This is a genomic window from Nocardioides sp. YJ-D4 (assembly GCF_054031495.1).
The window spans coordinates 2968123-2985591 of sequence record NZ_CM132932.1 but is presented as its reverse complement, the minus strand read 5'-3'; the positions used below and the strand labels follow the sequence as shown (position 1 = coordinate 2985591).

The following is a 17469-nucleotide window of genomic DNA, read 5'->3' as shown; positions in this document are numbered from 1 at the left end:
GATTCGAGCCAGGAGAGATCACATGAACGCCATTGCCAAGGTCGGTGCGTTCACCGGAGCCGTCGTTGCCCTCGGCGGCCTGGGTTCCGCCGTGGGTGCCTCCGTCGGCCCTGTCGGCGAGCAGGCGCGCCCGACCCACCAGAAGCACGAGGCGGCGAGCGGTGACCACGGCGGTCACGCCGGGCACGGCGCGACGACGGCACCCGAGGCCACCGGACTCAACGTCAGCGAGGCCGGCTACACGCTCGACCTCGTCGAGGACCGCTACCAGCGCACGGCCGACGCCACGCTGCGGTTCCGGATCCTCGGCACCGACCACGAGCCGGTGACCCGGTTCGGGACCGCGCACGGGAAGAAGCTCCACCTGATCGTCGTACGCCGCGACCTGGCGACCTACGAGCACCTGCACCCGGTGATGGCCGCCGACGGCACCTGGTCGGTCACCGCCGACCTGGCCACGGCCGGGACCTACCGCGTCTTCGCCGACTTCCGGCCGGCGACCGCGGCCGAGGGTCTGACCCTCGGTCAGGACCTCTTCGTCGCCGGCCCCCACGAGCCGCAGCCGCTCCCGCCGGCCGCCGCCACCAGCACGGTCAGCCCCTACCAGGTGGACCTGGACGGTCACCTGGTCGCCGGGAAGACCTCGAGCCTCACCCTGTCCGTCACCAAGGACGGCGAGCCCGTCACCGACCTGGAGCCCTACCTCGGGGCGTACGGGCACCTGGTCGCGCTCCGCGACGGCGACCTCGCCTACCTCCACGTCCACCCCGAAGGGGCACCCGGAGACGGGCGCACCGACCCCGGGCCGGAGATCACCTTCTCCGCCGAGGTGCCCTCGGCCGGGACGTACCGGCTGTTCCTCGACTTCAAGCACGCCGGCGAGGTCCGGACCGCTGCCTTCACCGCCGAGGCCCACTGACCCCCTGCCTGAGCAGGGTCCACCACAGAGAAAGGAAAGCACCATGTGCAGCACCACCTACACCGTTTCCGGGATGACCTGCGGCCACTGCGTCAGCTCCGTCACGGAAGAGGTCGCCCAGATCGCGGGCGTCTCCTCGGTCGACGTCGACCTGGCCACCGGCCAGGTGACCGTCACCTCCGCGAACGAGCTCGACCGCGTGCAGGTTCAGCGCGCGGTCGAGGAGGCCGGCTACCAGCTCGCCGGCTGAGCCACCCGCGTCGGCTCCCTGTGAGCGGGGAGCCGACGCGCACCACCATCACCCACCCGAAGGACACCAGTGATGACCGTCTCCGGAACCTCCGCCCCCACGACCGACTTCGAGCTCGAGATCAACGGCATGACCTGCGCGTCGTGCGCGAACCGCATCGAGCGCAAGCTCAACAAGCTCGACGGTGTCGCCGCCACCGTCAACTACGCGACCGAGAAGGCGAAGATCTCCGTCGCCGCGGACAGCACCGACATCGACGCGAGCGTGCTGATCGCGACGGTCGAGAGCGCCGGGTACGGCGCCAAGGAGCCTCGCCGCGAGGCGGCTCCTTCGAGTGCCTCCGCCGATGCCGACGCCGACATCTCGGACCCGGTCGCCCTCCTCAGGCGGCGGCTGCTGGTCTCGACCCTGCTCACCGTCCCGGTGGTGCTGCTGGCAATGGTGCCGGCGCTGCAGTTCGAGAGCTGGCAGTGGCTCTCGCTCACGCTCGCCGCACCGGTCGTCGTCTGGGGCGCGGCGCCCTTCCACCGGGCAGCCTGGACCAACGCCCGCCACGGTGCGGCGACCATGGACACCCTGGTCTCCATCGGCACCCTGGCAGCCTTCGGCTGGTCGCTGTACGCCCTCTTCCTCGGCACCGCCGGCGAGCCCGGCATGACCCACGCGTTCAGCTTCGCCATCGAGCGCACCGACGGGCTCGGCAACATCTACCTCGAGGCGGCGGCCGGGGTCACGACGTTCATCCTCGCCGGCCGCTACTTCGAGGCCAGGTCCAAGCGCCGCGCGGGCGCCGCCCTGACCGCGCTCCTCGAGCTCGGCGCGAAGGAGGTGGCCGTCCTCCGGGACGAGGTGGAGACCCGGATCCCGATCGACGAGCTCGCCGTCGGCGACCTGTTCGTCGTACGTCCCGGGGAGAAGATCGCCACCGACGGCATCGTCGAGGACGGGTCCTCCGCGATCGACGCGGCCATGCTGACCGGCGAGTCGGTGCCGGTCGAGGTCGGACCCGGTGACGGCGTCACCGGTGCCACCGTGAACGCCGGCGGGCGCATCGTCGTCCGGGCGACTCGGGTCGGTGCCGACACCCAGCTCGCCCACATGGCGCGCCTGGTCGAGGAGGCGCAGACCGGCAAGGCGGCGGCTCAGCGGCTCGCCGACCGCATCTCGGGGATCTTCGTACCCATCGTGATCGCCCTCTCGGCCATCACCCTCGGGTTCTGGCTCGGTGCCGGCGCGGGGACCGCCACCGCCTTCACCGCGGCGGTCGCGGTGCTGATCATCGCCTGCCCGTGCGCGCTCGGTCTGGCCACGCCTACAGCGCTGATGGTCGGAACCGGACGCGGCGCCCAGCTGGGCATCCTGATCAAGGGACCGGAGGTGCTCGAGAGCACCCGCAGGATCGACACCATCGTGCTCGACAAGACCGGCACGGTCACCACCGGCAGCATGACCCTGACCGACGTCATCGCCGCGCCCGGCGAGGAGGCCGACGAGATCGCGCGGCTGGCCGGCGCCCTCGAGTACGCCTCGGAGCACCCGATCGCCCGGGCGATCGCCGCCGGGGCCGAGGCCCGCGTCGGCACCCTGCCGGCGGCCGAGGACTTCGCCAACGTCCCGGGCCTGGGTGTGCAGGGCATCGTCGAGGGCCACGCGGTCCTCGTCGGCCGGGTCCGCCTGCTCGAGGAGTGGAGCCAGTACCTGCCCGAGGACCTCGCGTCCGCGATCGCTACGGCCGAGAGCGAGGGCCGCACCGCCGTCGCCGTCGGCTGGGACGGACAGGCGCGCGGCGTCCTGGTCGTCAACGACGTGATCAAGCCGACCTCGGCCGAGGCGATCGCGGAGTTCCAGCGCCTGGGCCTGACCCCGGTCCTGCTCACCGGCGACAACGAGACCGTGGCTCGGAGCGTTGCCGCCGAGGTCGGGATCCCGGTCTCCGCGGACACCGTCATCGCCGAGGTTCTCCCCGAGGACAAGGTCGCGGTGGTCCGTCGGCTGCAGGAGGAGGGCCGTGTCGTGGCGATGGTGGGTGACGGTGTCAACGACGCGCCGGCGCTCGCCCAGGCCGACCTCGGCCTCTCGATGGGCACCGGCACCGACGTCGCCATCCAGGCCAGCGACCTGACCCTGGTCCGCGGCGACCTGCGGGTCGCGGCCGACGCGATCCGGCTCTCCCGCCGGACCCTGGCGACCATCAAGGGCAACCTGTTCTGGGCGTTCGCCTACAACGTCGCCGCGATCCCGCTGGCCGTCGCCGGACTGCTAGACCCGATGCTCGCCGGTGCCGCGATGGCCTTCTCGTCGGTGTTCGTGGTGAGCAACAGCCTCCGGCTGCGCCGCTTCAGCTGATCCCACCGCCGACAACCCGCCGATCGCCGAGTCGGCTCGTCATGACGCGCCGACTCGGCGTGGTTTTGCGACAGGACGCGCCGACTCGGCATCCGGAGCCGTGTCCAGCGGTTTCCTAGGCTCCTGACATGGACCATCGGGTAATGCTGATCGTCGGGGTGGCGCTGGCGATCATGATCGCGGCGTCGGTGTTCGCGCGGCGTACGGGGGTGGCGGCGCCGCTGCTGCTCGTGGGGCTCGGGATCGGGGCGAGCTATCTGCCGGGAGCGCCGGCGATCGAGCTCGATCCGGAGTGGATCCTGGCCGGCGTACTGCCGCCGTTGCTCTACTCCTCCGCGGTGAACCTGCCGGTGATCGACTTCCGGCGAAACCTGCGGCTGATCAGCTGGCTCTCGGTCGTGATGGTGATCGTCTCGGCGCTGGTGATCGGGGCGGTCGTCCACTGGCTGTTCCCGGAGATCTCCTTCCCGCTCGCGGTCGCGCTCGGAGCGGTCGTCAGCCCCACCGACGCGGTGGCGGCGACGGCGATCGGGCGCCGCGTCGGGCTGCCACCGCGGGTGATGACGGTGCTGGAGGGCGAAAGCCTGGTCAACGACGCCTCCGCCCTCGTCGTCCTCCGGACGGCGGTCGCGGGGATCGCGGCGGCCAGCTCGTTCTCGCTGGGACGTACGGCGCTGGAGTTCGGCTGGGCGGTGCTGGGCGCGCTCGTGATCGGCGGCGTGGTCGGCTGGCTCACCGTGCTGCTCCGCCAGCGCCTGGACGACCCGGTGCTCAACACCACGATCTCGTTCGCGGTGCCGTTCATCGCCTACTTCCCGGCCGAGGAGCTGAACGCGTCCGGTGTGCTCGCCGTCGTCGTCGCCGGGCTGGTGACGGGCGGTCTCGGCAGCCGCCGGTTCAGCGCCCGCGACCGGCAGACCCAGACGACCACCTGGGCGACCTTCAACTTCATCCTGGAGAGCGGCGTCTTCCTGGCGATGGGCTACCAGCTGCCCGACTTCGTCGATGCCGCCCAGGGCGAGACCACCCTGGGCGAGATGGCCGGGCTGGTCGCGATCGTGGTCGGCCTGCTGGTCCTGCTCCGGTTCGCCGGGCTCGCCGGGCCTGCCCTCCGCGACCGCGAGGAGAGCAAGGAGCAGGTACGTGCCCGCCTGGACCAGTTCGAGGAGAAGATCGAGTCGCTCACACCGGCCGACGACCGGGAGGACGCCCGGATCACCTCGGCCCGGAGGCGGTTGGCCAGAGGTCGGGCAGACATCGACTTCGAGGAGCGGGAGCCGATCACGAAGCGCGGCTTCCTGACGATCGGCTGGGCCGGGATGCGCGGCGTCGTCACGGTCGCCGCCGCCCAGACGATCCCGGTCGGCACCTCCCACCGTGCGACCGTCGTGCTCGCCGCGTTCCTGGTCGCGCTGATCACCCTGGTGCTCTTCGGCCTCACCCTCCCGGCGGTGATCCGCCGGATGCGGTTCTCCCCCGAGAGCGCCAAGGAGCGGCACAACGCGTTCCGCGCCCTGCTGCGTCAGGTCGGGGAGTCGGCGGTCGACACGCTTGGACCGCTGGAGTCACAGACCATCGACGGCGAGCCGATCGACCCGCAGTTGGTGACGAAGCTGAAGGACCGCATCCTCCCGCGGGTGCTCGCGGGTGTACGCGACACCCCGAGGCTCAAGCCCGCGGTGATGGAGCAGACGATGATCCTCCAGCTGCGCTACCTCGACGCGATGCGTGACGCGCTCGCCGCCGAGCGCGGCATCGGGGCGTACAGCTCGCAGACCTACCGCAAGGTCGAGTCGCTCCTCGACGACATGGAGAAGCGGCTCGAGGTGTGAGTCAGTCCAGACGGGCGTCGTAATCGCGTCGCCGCTGATCGATGAGCGGGTTGTGCCGGATCGCCCACTCGGCCAAGGAGACCGCGGGGCCGACCAGCGTCCTGCCCATGTCGGTCAGCTCGTACTCCACCCGCGGCGGCACCTCGGGGTAGCTGGTGCGTGCCACCAGCCCGTCGCGCTCGAGGTGGCGCAGGGTGAGCGTGAGCATGCGCTGGGAGACGCCCGGGACGTGCCGCTTCAGATCGCCGAACCGCATCCGACCGCCGTCCAGGGTGACGATCACCAGCAGGCTCCACTTGTCCCCGATGCGATCCAGGATGCCGCGGATCGCGCGTCCGCCATCGCCCCTGATCAGGCAGGCCTTCTCGTAGTCCGACACGCTCTGCTCCCGCCGCTCCCCAGGCACACCGATGTGCCTTTTGTACGCCCCTCGAAACCCGTCCATGCTGGGTGGTCATTGCTCAGTTACTCATCGTAACCAAAGGAGTTCGACATGGCTGTCGCGTACTGGATCGTCGCCTCGCTGCTCGCGGCGTTCTACCTCTATTCGGGCGGGATGAAGGTGGTTCGGAGCCAGGAGCAGCTGGCGCCGATGATGGCGTGGGCAGGCACCTCGATCCCGATGGCGGGAGTCCGGGCGATCGGTGCGGTGGAGATCGCCGGCGCTCTGGGGCTGATCCTCCCACCGCTGACCGGCATCGCCCCCGGCCTGGCGGTCTGGGCGGCGGGCGGGCTGGCCGTGGTGCAGGTGCTCGCCGCGATCTTCCATCTCTCGCGCGGAGAGCGTGGGGACCTGTGGCTCAACGGTGTGCTGGCCTTGGTCGCCCTGGCCGCCCTGTTCCTGGCCGTCGGCCGCTAGCCCGGGGTCGTCCGGGTCGGATCTCACCGTCGTGACGGTTACCTTGGCGTCTGCGGACCCGTCATCACCATGACGGAGTTTCCGCGAGGAAGGTAACGACATGACCGGATCAGGTCCACACGAAGCGACGGCGGAGGCCTTCGAGCAGCAGCGGGAGCGCCTGGTGGCGGTCGCGTACCGGATGCTCGGGTCGAGGGCGGACGCCGAGGACGCGGTGCAGGAGGCGTGGATCCGGCTGTCCCGGCAGGACGAGGCGTCGATCGACAACCTGGCCGGCTGGCTGACGACCGTGGTGGGACGGGTCTGCATCGACGTGCTCCGCTCGCGGAGGACCCGGCCGGAGCTGTCGTACGAGGACCGGCTACCGGAGCTCGTGGTGGCCGTCGACGGTGGAGCAGCACCCGAGGACGACGCGATGCTCGCCGAGTCGGTCGGGCTGGCCCTGCTCGTCGTGCTCGACTCGCTCACGCCCACCGAGCGGCTGGCATTCGTCCTGCACGACATGTTCGCGGTGCCCTTCGCCGAGATCGGCGAGATCATCGGCCGGTCCACCGATGCGACCAAGATGCTCGCCAGCCGGGCCCGCCGGAAGGTGCAGGGCACCCCGCTGCCGCAGGATGAGCCGCGTCGCCAGCGTGCCGTGGTCGACGCATTTGTCGCCGCGTCACGGAACGGGGACTTCGAAGGGCTCGTCGCCCTGCTCGATCCGAACGTGACCTGGCGGACGTACCACCCGAAGGGCGTGCTGACCACGGTCGGCGCAGCCGAGGTGGCCGAACCGGTCCTGCGCGGCGCCCGCTCGATGACCTCGACGCTCCCGGTCCGCGTCAACGGCGAGCCCGGGTTCGTGGCCTGGGGCGCCCACGGCAAGGTGCTCGGCCTAGTGGTGTGCACCGTGGTCGAGGGGCTGATCGTCGAGCTGGTGACCGTGAGCGACCGCAAGCGCCTCGACGCCATGGATCTGCCCCCGCGACCCGAGTAGCGAGCCCCATCGTCGCCCCGGGTTGTTACCTCGTGGACAACGGCTCCGTCGTACTGGTGCAAGCATCCGAAGACGAAGGAGACCCAAGATGGAAAGCCGGATCAACCCGATGGGCAATGAGATCGGGGCCGCGTGGGCGAAGCACATCATCTCGTCGAACAAGATCATCGCCGGCTCGACGCTGCCGAAGGCGGTGCAGGAGCTGGTGAAGATCCGCGCCAGCCAGATCAACGGCTGCGGCGGCTGCCTCGACATGCACACCAAGGACGCCGCGGCCGCCGGTGAGAGCGCGACGCGGATCAACCTGGTGGGGGCGTGGCGGGAGACGACCGTCTACACCGAGGCGGAGCGGGCGGCGCTGGAGCTCACCGATCAGGGCACTCGCCTCGCCGACTCCAGCGGTGTCACCGATGAGGCCTGGGCGAACGCGGCGAAGCACTTCGACGAGGACCAGCTGATGGCCCTGGTCGGACTGATCTGCCTGATCAACGCCTTCAACCGTCTCAACGTGATCACCCGGACTCCCGGCGGCGAGTACCAGCCCGGGCAGTACGCCTGACCCGACGTGCCTCGGCTCGCGGCGGACCCGGCCGGGTCCGCCGCGGCCACAGACCTCATCGATTCTGCCCAGGAGAAGACACATGAACATCGCACTATGGATCGTCGCCGGCCTGATGGCCGCCATCTACCTGCTCTCCGGCTTCGGGAAGCTGTTGGTCCCCAGGGAGAGGATGGCCACGATGGGCGACGCCTCGCGCTGGGTCCTCGACTTCCGGCCCGCGACCCTCAAGACCATCGGCGGCCTCGAGATCCTCGGCGCCATCGGTCTGATCCTGCCCGCCCTGCTCGACATCGCGCCGATCCTGGTGCCGCTGGCGGCAAGCGGGCTGACACTGATCATGGTCGGCGCCGTGACCTTGCGGATCCGCAGAGGCGAGACGAAGGCCGCGCTGGTGGACGCGACCTACCTCGCCCTGACCGCTTTCGTGGCGATCGGCCGGTTCGCCTGGGTCCCCTTCACCGGCTGATCACACCGTCTCGAAGCCCGCCATCATCGCCATGTCCTCGTGCTCCAGGTTGTGGCAGTGGATCAGAAACCGGCCGGCGTACTTCTCGAACTTCACCCTGACCCGGACGGCCTCGTAGGGGCGTACGTCGACGGTGTCCTTCCAGCCGAGGTCCATCGGACCCGGGCCGCGGTTGCCGCGCCGCAGGACCTGGAAGGGAGAGAGGTGGACGTGGACGGGGTGGTGCGCGTCGGTGAAGAACTCCCAGATCTCGGTGGACTCCAGCGGCACCCGGGCCTGCGGCACCGCGGGGTCGAAGGGCTTGCCGTTGATCCCCCAGCCCCGCCGGCCGTGCACCTTCGCCTGGCGGAAGTGCCACCTGCGGACGACCGCGCCGTCGGGCGCCTCGGGCTCGGGTACGTCGGCGAGCCGCTCCGCCAGCCGGACGTCGTCGGCCGCTCGCCGGGCGATGCGGAAGCGCATCACCTGGGCGGTGCGGCCGGTGCCGAGGCGGTTGCGCATCTCGACCGTCGTGCCCGGCGCGAGCGACCGGAAGTCCACGACGGCGTCGAACCGCTCCCCGGAGGCCATCGTGATCTCACCGTGCTCGACCGGGGCCGCGAGGAGCCCGCCGTCGGAGCCGATCTGGGTGAACGCCACCGGCCGTCCGTCGGAGGTGCGCAGGCTCAGCGCGTAGCGACGCGCATTGGAGGCGTTGAGCAGCCGCAGCCGATACTGCGCCGCGTCGACCTCCGCCTCCGGCCACGGGGCGCCGTTGACCAGGATGACGTCGCCGAGCACGCCGGCCATGTATCGCTCCTCGACGCCGGGCTCGCCGAGCAGCTCCGGGTCGAGCGCGGGATAGCGAAGCGTGCCGTCCTCGTCGAAGGCACGGTCGGCGATCATCAGCGGGATCTCCCGCTCGCCCCGTGGCAGCGAGAGTGCGTCCTCCTCGTCGTCGCGGATGATGTGGAACCCGGCCAGCCCACGCCACACCTGCGGGGCGGTGAAGTCCATCCGATGGTCGTGATACCACAGCGTCGTCGCCGGCTGCTCGAGCGGATAGCGGTAGTCCCGCTTCCCCGTCGTGACCTGCGCCTTCGGATCGGCCATGGCCTCGTGGCCACCCCCGTGACCGGCGTGGTGGGCGTGGTGCGACTCGAAGCCAGGAGGCAGCAGCAGATCCGTCGGCCAGCCGTCGCTCTTCGCCGGGGTGTGCCCGCCGTGGAGATGCGTCGCGGTCGGCAGCGTGAGGGAGTTGGTGTGGCGTACCGTCACGGCCTCGCCGCGGCGGGTCTCCAGCGTCGGCCCGGGAAAGACCCCGTCGTACGTCATCATCTCGGTCCGCAGCCCGGGCAGGATCTCCACCGACGCGGTGCGTTGGGCGATCTCGATCAGTTCGCCCGACGGCCGCTTGACCGGCGGCAACGGCAACGGAGTCTCGTACGCCTTCGGCAGCCGTGCCGCGCTGCGCAGGATCCGTCCGGTCTGCCCGGGGGCCTCGCCGCACGCGGCCAGCGATCCGGCGAGCGGGGCAGCCAGTCCGGCGCCGAGGAGGGTGCGTCGTCCGATCCTCATCGCCGGACCTCCCGCGGGCTGCCGGCGCCGCGGCGTACGGCGGCGACGGCCACGGCCACCGCGATGCCGACCGTGAGGACGCCGACCGGGACGTGCAGCTGCAGGACCCGGGTGTAGCCGAGGATCGCCTGGACGTGGATGAGGAAGAAGAGCGCGACCGACCAGATGAGGAACCACCAGCGCCCGCGCATCGCCACGACGGCGCACGCGGCGATCGGCAGCAGCAGGCCGAGGCCCTGCAGTGCGACCGCGCCCGCGGAGTGGAGGCCCAACGCCTCGAAGGTGCCGGCGAAGTAGGAGCCGATGAAGATCGGTTGCCCGATCGCGAAGAGCGCGGTCAGAACCGCGACGGCTCGGAAGCAGAAGAGGCTGACGCGTGGTCGGCGCTCGCGTATCTGGGTGGTGGTCACACCCCGACGATATGTAGCCGCGGTACCTATGGCATCGGGCGTTCCCCTGACTGCCGGCGAATCCTCGTCGGGGTCAGCCCTGGTGGGTGAAGACCTCGTCGCGGGCCGTGTCGAGACCGATCTGGAGGGCACCGCGGAGCACGGGGTCGCCGGAGATCTCGGTGGGAACGACGGTGGGGACGTTGGGGCCGAGGGCAGCGATCGCCTTCTGTACGCGGGCCGCCAGGACCGGCCCGCCGGCGCGTCCGACCTCGCCCGCGAGCACGCAGAGCTCGGGGTCGAGCACGACGCAGATGCCCGCCAGGCCGAGGGCGAGCCTCCTGGCCAGCTCCTCGAGGAACGGCTCGGCGTCGGGGTCGCCGCCGGCGGCCGCGCGTACGCAGTCCACGCCGCTGCCCTTCAGCCCGAACGCCCGGGCGAGGGTGTCCATGGCCTCGACGCTGACCAGCGACTGGAAGGCCGCGTGCTGCGGGCTGTCGGTGCCATGGGGTGTGGAGGCGCCCGGAACCGCCAGATAGCCGATCTCGCCGGCACCGCCGCCGGCGCCGCGGTGGAGGCGGCCGTCGACGATCACCGCGAGACCGAGGCCGCGGTCGATCCAGGCGAGCACCGAGTCCTTGACGCCGTGGGAGGCTCCGGCGGACTGCTCGGCGAGCCCGGCGAGGTTGACGTCGTTCTCGATCAGTATCGGCCGCTGGAAGCTGCGGCGGAGGTCCTGGAGGACGCCCGCGCGCCAGTCCGGCAGATCGTTGGCGAAGCGGAAGTCGCCGGTGCGCGGGTCGATCATCCCGGGCGTACCGATCGAGAGGCAGCGGAGCTGCGTCATCGTGATGCCGGCGCTCCGGGTGGCGTCGGCGACGGTGGCCCGGACCGCCTCGACCGGGTCGGAGGTCTCGTGGGGGTCGAGCGCGCCGGTGGCCAGCTCGGTGCCGGTGATGTCGGCGACCGACGCGGTGATCTGGTCGGGTCCGATGTGGAGGGCCGCGACATAGCCCGCCGACGGGACCACGCCGTAGAGCGCGGCGTTGGGGCCGCGACCGCCCTGCTGGGTCCCGACGACCTCGACCAGGCCGCGCTCGCCGAGCCGACTCAACAGCTGTCCCGCGGTCACCTTCGAGAGGCCGACGAGCTCGCCGAGCCGGGTCTTCGTCACCGGCCCGTTCGAGAGCATCAGATCGAGCGCCGCGCGGTCGTTGGTGTCGCGGATCAGATGTGTCTTGGGCGGTCTCGACATCGGCGGCGCTCCTTTCGAGGGTCGGGGTGGCGTACGGAAAGCAACCTAACAATTGCAGGGCTCGCGCCGGTGTTTGTCCACGCAGGGTCTAGACGATAACTGTAAAGGAACCTTACAGTGGGGCTTCGATCGCCATCCTTCTCAACCCCCATCAAGGAGTTTGGAATGCGTACTACCACGAAGATCGCCGTTCTCGGCGGGATCTTGCTGGCGCCCGTCCTGGCCATGTTGCCGACGAGCCCCGCAAGTGCGCACGGCTACATCTCGAACCCCCCGAGCAGGCAGGCCCAGTGTGCTGCCGGCACCGTCGAGTGCGGGGACATCAAGTACGAACCACAGAGTGTCGAGGGCCCGAAGGGCCTGACCAGCTGCTCCGGCGGCAACTCGAGGTTCGCCGAGCTCGACGACGACTCCAAGAACTGGCAGGCCACGCCCGTCGGGCGGACCCAGACGTTCACCTGGTCACTGAGCGCCCGGCACAGCACCAGCACCTGGCAGTACTTCATCGGCGGCACCAAGATCGCCGAGTTCGACGACGGTGGCGCGCAGCCCCCGGCAACCGTCGAGCACCAGGTCGACTTCGGGTCGTTCACCGGCCGGCAGAAGGTCCTCGCGGTCTGGAACGTCGCCGACACGACCAACGCCTTCTACGCCTGCATCGACGTGAACATCGGCGGCACCGCCACCGACCCGGAGTCACCGGCGCCGGTGGCCGGTGAGTTCCCGGTCAGCGAGGAGCAGTTCAACCAGCTCTTCCCCAACCGCAACCCCTTCTACACATACGCGGGCCTCGTCGAGGCACTCAGCGCCTACCCGGAATTCACCAATGCTGGGGACGAGGCGACCCAGAAGCGCGAGGCTGCCGCGTTCATCGCCAACGTCGCCCACGAGACCGGTGACCTGCTCTACGTCGTCGAGCAGAACGAGGCCAACTACCCGCACTACTGCGACACGTCCCAGCCCTACGGTTGTCCGGCCGGCAACGACCAGTACTACGGTCGCGGGCCGGTCCAGCTGAGCTGGAACTTCAACTACAAGGCCGCCGGGGACGCGCTCGGGATCGACCTGCTCAACAACCCGAACCTGGTCGCCACCGATCCGGCGGTCGCCTGGAAGACCGGGCTCTGGTACTGGAACACCCAGAACGGCCCGGGCACCATGACGCCGCACGCGGCGATGGTCAACGGCGCCGGCTTCGGCGAGACCATCCGGTCCATCAACGGCGCCATCGAGTGCAACGGAGGCAACCCGGCCCAGGTGCAGAGCCGCGTCGACAACTACACCGAGGTCACCTCGCTGCTCGGGGTGGACCCGGGCGGGAACCTGTACTGCTGAAGCGGAGCCCGAAGCGATAAAGCACTGCTGAGGACATCCCGCACAGAAACCGACGGCGTACGCAGCCCCACCTGCGTACGCCGTCGTGTTTCTGTTTTGTGACATGCGCCCAACGAGGTTCTGCCTCCGTGCCGGTGTCGGCCGCCCGGCTGCGCCCCTACCTTCGAGTAGCAACCGGATCCCCGGACAGCCCGGGGCCGGACGGACGAAGGAGCATGCTCGGTGCTCAGATCACTCTCTCTCCGAATCGCCGCGGTCGCCGCGGCCGTCACTCTCCCCCTCTTCGGCCTGGTAGCGCCGGCCGATGCGGAGAGCCCCTACGAGCGCGGGCCGGACCCGACGTCGGCCAGCGTCCTGGACAACGGCACGTTCTCCCTCTCCACCGCCTCGGTCTCCTCGCTGGTGACCGGCTTCGGCGGAGGGACGATCTACTACCCCACCTCCACCACCGCGGGGACCTTCGGCGGTGTCGTGCTCGCCCCCGGCTACACGGCCTCCTCGTCGTCGTACTCCGCGGTCGCTCGCCGGGTGGCGTCGCACGGGTTCGTGGTCTTCGCGATCGACACGAACTCCCGCTACGACCAGCCCGACAGCCGCGGCTCGCAGATCCTGGCTGCGGTCTCCTACCTGAAGAACAGCGCCTCCTCGACGGTCGCCTCTCGCCTGGACGAGTCGCGGATCGCGGTCTCCGGCCACTCCATGGGCGGCGGTGGCACGCTCGCGGCGGCCAACCAGGACTCCTCGATCAAGGCCGCGGTCGCGCTGCAGCCCTGGCACACCGACAAGACCTGGCCCGGCATCCAGATCCCGACCATGATCATCGGCGCGGAGAACGACAGCGTCGCGCCGGTCAGCTCGCACTCCATCCCGTTCTACACCTCGGCCACGGGGGCCCGGGAGAAGGCGTACGGCGAGATCAACAACGGCGACCACTTCATCGCCAACACCGACGACGACTGGCAAGGGCGCCTGTTCGTCACCTGGCTGAAGAGGTACGTCGACGACGACACCCGCTACTCGCAGTTCCTCTGCCCGGCGCCGTCCTCGATCAACCTGTCCGACTACCGCAACACCTGCCCGGACTGATCCGTCGGCCCCGGACGTACGCAATCGAACCGGCCACCTCGGGGGAGGTGGCCGGTTCTTCTGCACCCACGTTGGAAGATGGGGGCATGACCGCAAATAGTGGAAACGGCGGAAGCAGCACAGGCATCCGCGTCGCGTCCGTCGACGACATCCCGGAGGGCGAGGGGATCGCCATCTCCTCCGACATCACCGGCACCGAGGACGACATCGCCATCCTGCGCGACGACGACGGCACCTGCTGGGCCCTCAACGACACCTGCACCCACGAGACCGCCTCGCTGGCCGAGGGCTGGGTCGAGGACGGCGACGTCGAGTGTCCGCTGCACTCCTCGCGGTTCAACCTCAAGACCGGCAAGGTCGACGGGCTCCCCGCCACCCGCGACACCGTCCCCCACCGCGTCGAGGTGCGCGACGGTGAGGTGTACCTGTTCCCCGGCGAGAGGCCGTGACGGTCTCATCGGTCCTCGTCGTCGGTGGCGGGATCGCCGGTGTGTCGACGGTCGCGGAGCTGCGGAAGAACGGGTACGCCGGTGAACTGACGCTCGTCACCGTCGACCCGTTCCCGTACGACCGTCCGCCCCTGTCCAAGGAGTACCTGGCGGGGGCGAAGGTCCTCGGCTCGATCGCGCTGCAGGCTCCGGAGTGGTACGCCGAGCAGCGGATCGACCTGATCACGGCTGCGCTGGTGGTGGATCTGGATCCGGCTGCCGGGACGGTGTCGCTGTCGGACGGCCGGCGGCTCTCCGCCGACAGGATCGTCCTGGCGACGGGCGGACACTCGCGGTGGCCCGACTTCGAACGCGTCGTCGGGGAGCGGCTGGATTTTCCGCCACCCGGTGAGGGAATCCCGATCTCGACCACCGGTATCCACACGCTGCGAAGCGCCGAGGACGCCGATGCGCTGCGACATGTGCTGCTCTCGCGTGCCCGGCTGTTGGTGGCCGGTGCCGGCCTGATCGGGGCCGAGGTCGCCTCGACCGCTCGGAAGCTCGGCTGCGAGGTCGTGCTCGTGGATCCCGCCGACCCGCCGATCGCGGCGGCGGTCGGCACCCGGGTCGCTGCGTGGCTGCACTCCCTGCACGCGGACCACGGTGTGGAGACGGTGACCTCGACGATCGAGAAGCTCGAGTCGACGAGGGCCGGAGTCGTGGCGCACATCGCGGGCGAGGTGGAGCCGCGTACGTTCGATGCCGTCCTTCTGGCTGTGGGCATGGTGCCGGACACCGCCCTGGCGACGGCGGCTGGCCTGGACGTCGACAACGGCGTCCTCGTCGACGACCATCAGGTCACCTCACACCCGAACGTCCTCGCCGTCGGTGACTGCGCCCGACGCCGCGGCGATCGCCGCGCGGAACACTGGGAGGCCGGGCTGCACGAAGGTCGACGGGCTGCGACGACGATCCTCGGTGCCAACGCCGGCGCGGAGACCGCGCCGTGGTTCTGGACCGACCGCTACGACCTGCATGTCGAGGTCGTCGGTGGAATGCACGAGCCAGATGCGGATCACGAGAACGTCGTACGCGGCACCCTCGGCGAGCCGCCGTTCGCGGTCTTCACTCTTCGTGGCCAGCGCGTCATCGGCGCGGTCGCGGTCGACGACCCCAACGCCGCGAGAGCAGCGCGCCGGCTGATCGATCGTGCTGCCGACGTACGCGCATCTGATCTTGCGGATCCGACCAAGAGCCTCCGAACCCTGCTGCGTCGGTAGCGAGCTCGCCGACGAGACTCACTCGGCGGCGCTTCGCGCACAACGAAGAACGGCGCCCCGCGAGCAGCTCGCGGGACGCCGTCCTCAGGGAAAGATCTCAGACGGTCAGCTGAGCCGGCTTGGACTGGTTGGCGACGCGGTTCTCGGAGTCGATGAACCAGGCCAGCTGCTCGACGCGGGTGATGATCGCGTGCAGCAGGTCGGCGGTGGTCGGGTCCTCGGAGTCGATGTCGTCGTGGATGTCGCGAGCGGTCTTCGAGGTGGCGTAGAGCGCGGCGGCGGCGAGGTCGGCGGCGGTCGCGGTGTCGACCTCGGTCGCCGGGAGCGGCGCGAGGGTGGTGTCCTCGGCGACGGTGCCGGTGCGGCCGTCGGGGAGGATGTAGAGCGCGCGCATGCGCTCGGCGACATCGTCGGTGAAGTCACGGGCGGCGTCGACGACCTCGTCGAGGACGAGGTGCATGTCGCGGAAGTTCTTGCCGACGACGTTCCAGTGCAGCTGCTTGCCCTGCAGGCTGAGCTCGGTCAGATCGACGAGCAGGCGCTGCATCTGGGTCGCGAACGCCGGGCTCGGGATGAACGCGGGGTGCGAGGTGTGGGTGGCGCTGCTCGTGGCGGTCTGCGTAGCCATGTTCGGTGTATCCCCCTGGATCGATGTGGGTCTTTCGTGGTGACACCCACTGTGCCACCTTTTCTTGAACCATTCCAGAAAGGTAAGTCTTCCCTAAGTCGCCCCCGAAGTCATCGCGGACGGCACCCGCAACGCCGTAGAGTCGGCCTGTGCCGCCAGCCGGAGTCGATCCAGCCCCTCTCCTCGCGCGGGTTCGCCGCCCGGAGGTCTTCGAGACCAGCCGGCTGAACGAGGACGCGCAGGTCGAGGCCTGGGAACGCCACAACGCCAGCGCCCTGGTCGCGCTCTCCTGTCGGCCCATCGACGGCCACGGGTTCGACGCGCAGGAGGTCAACCTGCAGCTCGACGAGATCCATCTGGCGCGGGTCCGAGCCACCCGCCACGTCGTCGAGCGGCCGGCCAGCCTCGTCAAGGAGATCCCCGCCCGGTCGATCGCCGTCTACGCGAGCCTCCGCGGCGAGGCGATCCTGGAGTACGCCGGTCGCCGCAAGGTCATCCGGCCCGGACAGCTGATCGTGTGCGACGTCGACGCACCCTTCCTGCGCGGCTTCGGGCACGGGCTCGAGGAGCTCGCGGTCAAGGTCCCGGTGGACGCCTTCGCGGCCCGCACCGGGATGGCGTCGATGCCGTCGCCGCTCGTCCTCGACGCCGGCCGCGACCAGGACCCGCACGGCCGAGCCCTCGTGCAGATGGTCGGCCGCGCCCTGCGGCCGCACGACCCGGTGCCGGCCGACGAGGGCGCCGTGCTCGACCTGATCTCGGTGATCGCCACCGCCGGAAAGGTCTCGCTCGCCACGGCCCATCGGGCGGCGGCGAAGGCGTTCATCGAGGACCACCTCGCCGACCCCGGCCTCTCCGCCACCACCGTCGCCGCGGGCGCCGGCATCTCCGAGCGCCACCTGTCGCGGCTCTTCGCCGACGCCGGCACCAGCGTCCCCCGCCACATCCTCGGCCGCCGCCTCGAGCTCGCCTACGCGATGCTCGCCACCGGCTCGGACCCGGCCATCCGCACCGTCGACGTCGCCGAGAAGTGCGGCTTCACCTCCGCCTCGTACTTCTCCCACGCTTTCCGCAAGCGCTTCGGCGTCGCCGCCGGAGACGTACGCCGCGCCGCCCGCGCCTGACCCCAGCCGAGGCGTCACCCCCGTCGGCCGAGGCGTCAGGCGCGTCGGCCGAGTGGTCGTTCGTGTGCCAATTCGGCCGACGGAAGTGACTTCTCGGCCGACGTACCTGACTTCTCGGCGCGAAAGGGTGACAAGTCCACCAAAAGTCCGATAGGTCTTCCATGCGATTTT

General features: G+C 70.2%; 18 protein-coding genes. 13 read left to right on the top strand and 5 right to left on the bottom strand.

Going from position 1 to position 17469, the window contains the following annotated elements:
- Positions 1 to 22 precede the first annotated feature (22 nt).
- From ACW14X_RS14150 to ACW14X_RS14135, 4 genes are all read left to right on the top strand, one after another.
- Complete coding sequence (locus tag ACW14X_RS14150) at positions 23 to 919, top strand: hypothetical protein (protein ID WP_457165986.1); 897 nt, start codon at positions 23 to 25, stop codon at positions 917 to 919.
- A gap of 43 nt (positions 920 to 962) precedes the next feature.
- Complete coding sequence (locus ACW14X_RS14145; protein ID WP_350717426.1) at positions 963 to 1169, top strand: heavy-metal-associated domain-containing protein; 207 nt, start codon at positions 963 to 965, stop codon at positions 1167 to 1169.
- Positions 1170 to 1241: 72 nt separating this feature from the next.
- Complete coding sequence (locus ACW14X_RS14140) at positions 1242 to 3515, top strand: heavy metal translocating P-type ATPase (RefSeq protein ID WP_457165985.1); 2274 nt, start codon at positions 1242 to 1244, stop codon at positions 3513 to 3515.
- 128 nt (positions 3516 to 3643) lie between these two features.
- Positions 3644 to 5347, top strand: coding sequence for a cation:proton antiporter (locus ACW14X_RS14135; RefSeq protein ID WP_400458550.1), 1704 nt, complete (start codon positions 3644 to 3646; stop codon positions 5345 to 5347).
- A 1-nt stretch (position 5348) separates the two neighbouring features.
- Here ACW14X_RS14135 and ACW14X_RS14130 read toward each other — a convergent pair whose 3' ends face one another.
- Positions 5349 to 5726 (bottom strand): winged helix-turn-helix transcriptional regulator, encoded by a 378-nt coding sequence (locus ACW14X_RS14130; RefSeq protein ID WP_457165984.1) that lies wholly within the window; start codon positions 5724 to 5726, stop codon positions 5349 to 5351.
- A gap of 114 nt (positions 5727 to 5840) precedes the next feature.
- Here ACW14X_RS14130 and ACW14X_RS14125 point away from each other — a divergent pair, with 114 nt between their 5' ends.
- The 4 genes from ACW14X_RS14125 (at position 5841) to ACW14X_RS14110 (ending at position 8216) form a co-directional block, all read left to right on the top strand.
- Positions 5841 to 6206, top strand: a complete 366-nt coding sequence (locus ACW14X_RS14125) for a DoxX family protein (RefSeq protein ID WP_457165983.1) — start codon at positions 5841 to 5843, stop codon at positions 6204 to 6206.
- A 100-nt stretch (positions 6207 to 6306) separates the two neighbouring features.
- On the top strand, positions 6307 to 7188 hold the full coding sequence (locus ACW14X_RS14120) for a sigma-70 family RNA polymerase sigma factor (protein ID WP_457165982.1): 882 nt from the start codon (positions 6307 to 6309) through the stop codon (positions 7186 to 7188).
- Positions 7189 to 7276: 88 nt separating this feature from the next.
- Positions 7277 to 7747 (top strand): carboxymuconolactone decarboxylase family protein, encoded by a 471-nt coding sequence (locus ACW14X_RS14115; RefSeq protein WP_457165981.1) that lies wholly within the window; start codon positions 7277 to 7279, stop codon positions 7745 to 7747.
- Between the two features lie 82 nt (positions 7748 to 7829).
- A complete protein-coding gene (locus tag ACW14X_RS14110; RefSeq protein ID WP_350837600.1) occupies positions 7830 to 8216 on the top strand; it encodes a DoxX family protein in 387 nt (128 codons plus the stop codon).
- Here ACW14X_RS14110 and ACW14X_RS14105 read toward each other — a convergent pair whose 3' ends face one another.
- The 3 genes from ACW14X_RS14105 to ACW14X_RS14095 all read right to left on the bottom strand — a co-directional run bounded on the left by ACW14X_RS14105 (position 8217) and on the right by ACW14X_RS14095 (position 11417).
- A complete protein-coding gene (locus ACW14X_RS14105) occupies positions 8217 to 9773 on the bottom strand; it encodes a multicopper oxidase family protein (RefSeq protein ID WP_457165980.1) in 1557 nt (518 codons plus the stop codon).
- Positions 9770 to 10183: a hypothetical protein gene (locus ACW14X_RS14100; protein ID WP_457165979.1), complete on the bottom strand. Its 414-nt coding sequence runs from the start codon at positions 10181 to 10183 to the stop codon at positions 9770 to 9772. Before ACW14X_RS14100 ends, ACW14X_RS14105 begins: the two co-directional genes overlap by 4 nt.
- A 73-nt stretch (positions 10184 to 10256) precedes the next feature.
- Complete coding sequence (locus tag ACW14X_RS14095) at positions 10257 to 11417, bottom strand: ROK family protein (RefSeq protein ID WP_457165978.1); 1161 nt, start codon at positions 11415 to 11417, stop codon at positions 10257 to 10259.
- Between the two features lie 165 nt (positions 11418 to 11582).
- On the opposite strand from ACW14X_RS14095, the gene ACW14X_RS14090 reads away from it, so the two are divergent.
- The 4 genes from ACW14X_RS14090 to ACW14X_RS14075 all read left to right on the top strand — a co-directional run bounded on the left by ACW14X_RS14090 (position 11583) and on the right by ACW14X_RS14075 (position 15546).
- Positions 11583 to 12752, top strand: a complete 1170-nt coding sequence (locus tag ACW14X_RS14090; protein WP_457165977.1) for a glycoside hydrolase family 19 protein — start codon at positions 11583 to 11585, stop codon at positions 12750 to 12752.
- Positions 12753 to 12974: 222 nt separating this feature from the next.
- Positions 12975 to 13838: an alpha/beta hydrolase family protein gene (locus ACW14X_RS14085; protein ID WP_160026027.1), complete on the top strand. Its 864-nt coding sequence runs from the start codon at positions 12975 to 12977 to the stop codon at positions 13836 to 13838.
- An 86-nt stretch (positions 13839 to 13924) separates the two neighbouring features.
- Positions 13925 to 14287: a non-heme iron oxygenase ferredoxin subunit gene (locus tag ACW14X_RS14080; RefSeq protein ID WP_160026026.1), complete on the top strand. Its 363-nt coding sequence runs from the start codon at positions 13925 to 13927 to the stop codon at positions 14285 to 14287.
- The gene (locus ACW14X_RS14075; RefSeq protein ID WP_457165976.1) at positions 14284 to 15546 is read left to right on the top strand and encodes an NAD(P)/FAD-dependent oxidoreductase; all 1263 of its coding nucleotides are present in this window, start codon (positions 14284 to 14286) and stop codon (positions 15544 to 15546) included. The genes ACW14X_RS14080 and ACW14X_RS14075 overlap by 4 nt, the downstream gene beginning before the upstream one ends.
- A gap of 97 nt (positions 15547 to 15643) precedes the next feature.
- On the opposite strand, the gene ACW14X_RS14070 is transcribed toward ACW14X_RS14075, so the two are convergent.
- Positions 15644 to 16174: a Dps family protein gene (locus tag ACW14X_RS14070; RefSeq protein ID WP_457165975.1), complete on the bottom strand. Its 531-nt coding sequence runs from the start codon at positions 16172 to 16174 to the stop codon at positions 15644 to 15646.
- Between the two features lie 149 nt (positions 16175 to 16323).
- Between ACW14X_RS14070 and ACW14X_RS14065 the strand changes: the two genes are divergently transcribed.
- Positions 16324 to 17298 carry an AraC family transcriptional regulator gene (locus tag ACW14X_RS14065; RefSeq protein WP_350837586.1) on the top strand — a complete coding sequence of 325 codons (975 nt, stop codon included), beginning with the start codon at positions 16324 to 16326 and terminating at the stop codon, positions 17296 to 17298.
- Positions 17299 to 17469: the final 171 nt, after the last annotated feature.

Excerpts from the sequence above, each read along its gene's own strand:
- ACW14X_RS14150 (WP_457165986.1), top strand. The coding sequence starts at position 23 with ATGAACGCCATTGCCAAGGTCGGTGCGTTCACCGGAGCCGTCGTTGCC.
- ACW14X_RS14145 (WP_350717426.1), top strand. The coding sequence starts at position 963 with ATGTGCAGCACCACCTACACCGTTTCCGGGATGACCTGCGGCCACTGC.
- ACW14X_RS14140 (WP_457165985.1), top strand. The coding sequence starts at position 1,242 with ATGACCGTCTCCGGAACCTCCGCCCCCACGACCGACTTCGAGCTCGAG.
- ACW14X_RS14135 (WP_400458550.1), top strand. The coding sequence starts at position 3,644 with ATGGACCATCGGGTAATGCTGATCGTCGGGGTGGCGCTGGCGATCATG.
- ACW14X_RS14125 (WP_457165983.1), top strand. The coding sequence starts at position 5,841 with ATGGCTGTCGCGTACTGGATCGTCGCCTCGCTGCTCGCGGCGTTCTAC.
- ACW14X_RS14120 (WP_457165982.1), top strand. The coding sequence starts at position 6,307 with ATGACCGGATCAGGTCCACACGAAGCGACGGCGGAGGCCTTCGAGCAG.
- ACW14X_RS14115 (WP_457165981.1), top strand. The coding sequence starts at position 7,277 with ATGGAAAGCCGGATCAACCCGATGGGCAATGAGATCGGGGCCGCGTGG.
- ACW14X_RS14110 (WP_350837600.1), top strand. The coding sequence starts at position 7,830 with ATGAACATCGCACTATGGATCGTCGCCGGCCTGATGGCCGCCATCTAC.
- ACW14X_RS14105 (WP_457165980.1), bottom strand. The coding sequence starts at position 9,773 with ATGAGGATCGGACGACGCACCCTCCTCGGCGCCGGACTGGCTGCCCCG.
- ACW14X_RS14095 (WP_457165978.1), bottom strand. The coding sequence starts at position 11,417 with ATGTCGAGACCGCCCAAGACACATCTGATCCGCGACACCAACGACCGC.
- ACW14X_RS14090 (WP_457165977.1), top strand. The coding sequence starts at position 11,583 with ATGCGTACTACCACGAAGATCGCCGTTCTCGGCGGGATCTTGCTGGCG.
- ACW14X_RS14080 (WP_160026026.1), top strand. The coding sequence starts at position 13,925 with ATGACCGCAAATAGTGGAAACGGCGGAAGCAGCACAGGCATCCGCGTC.
- ACW14X_RS14070 (WP_457165975.1), bottom strand. The coding sequence starts at position 16,174 with ATGGCTACGCAGACCGCCACGAGCAGCGCCACCCACACCTCGCACCCC.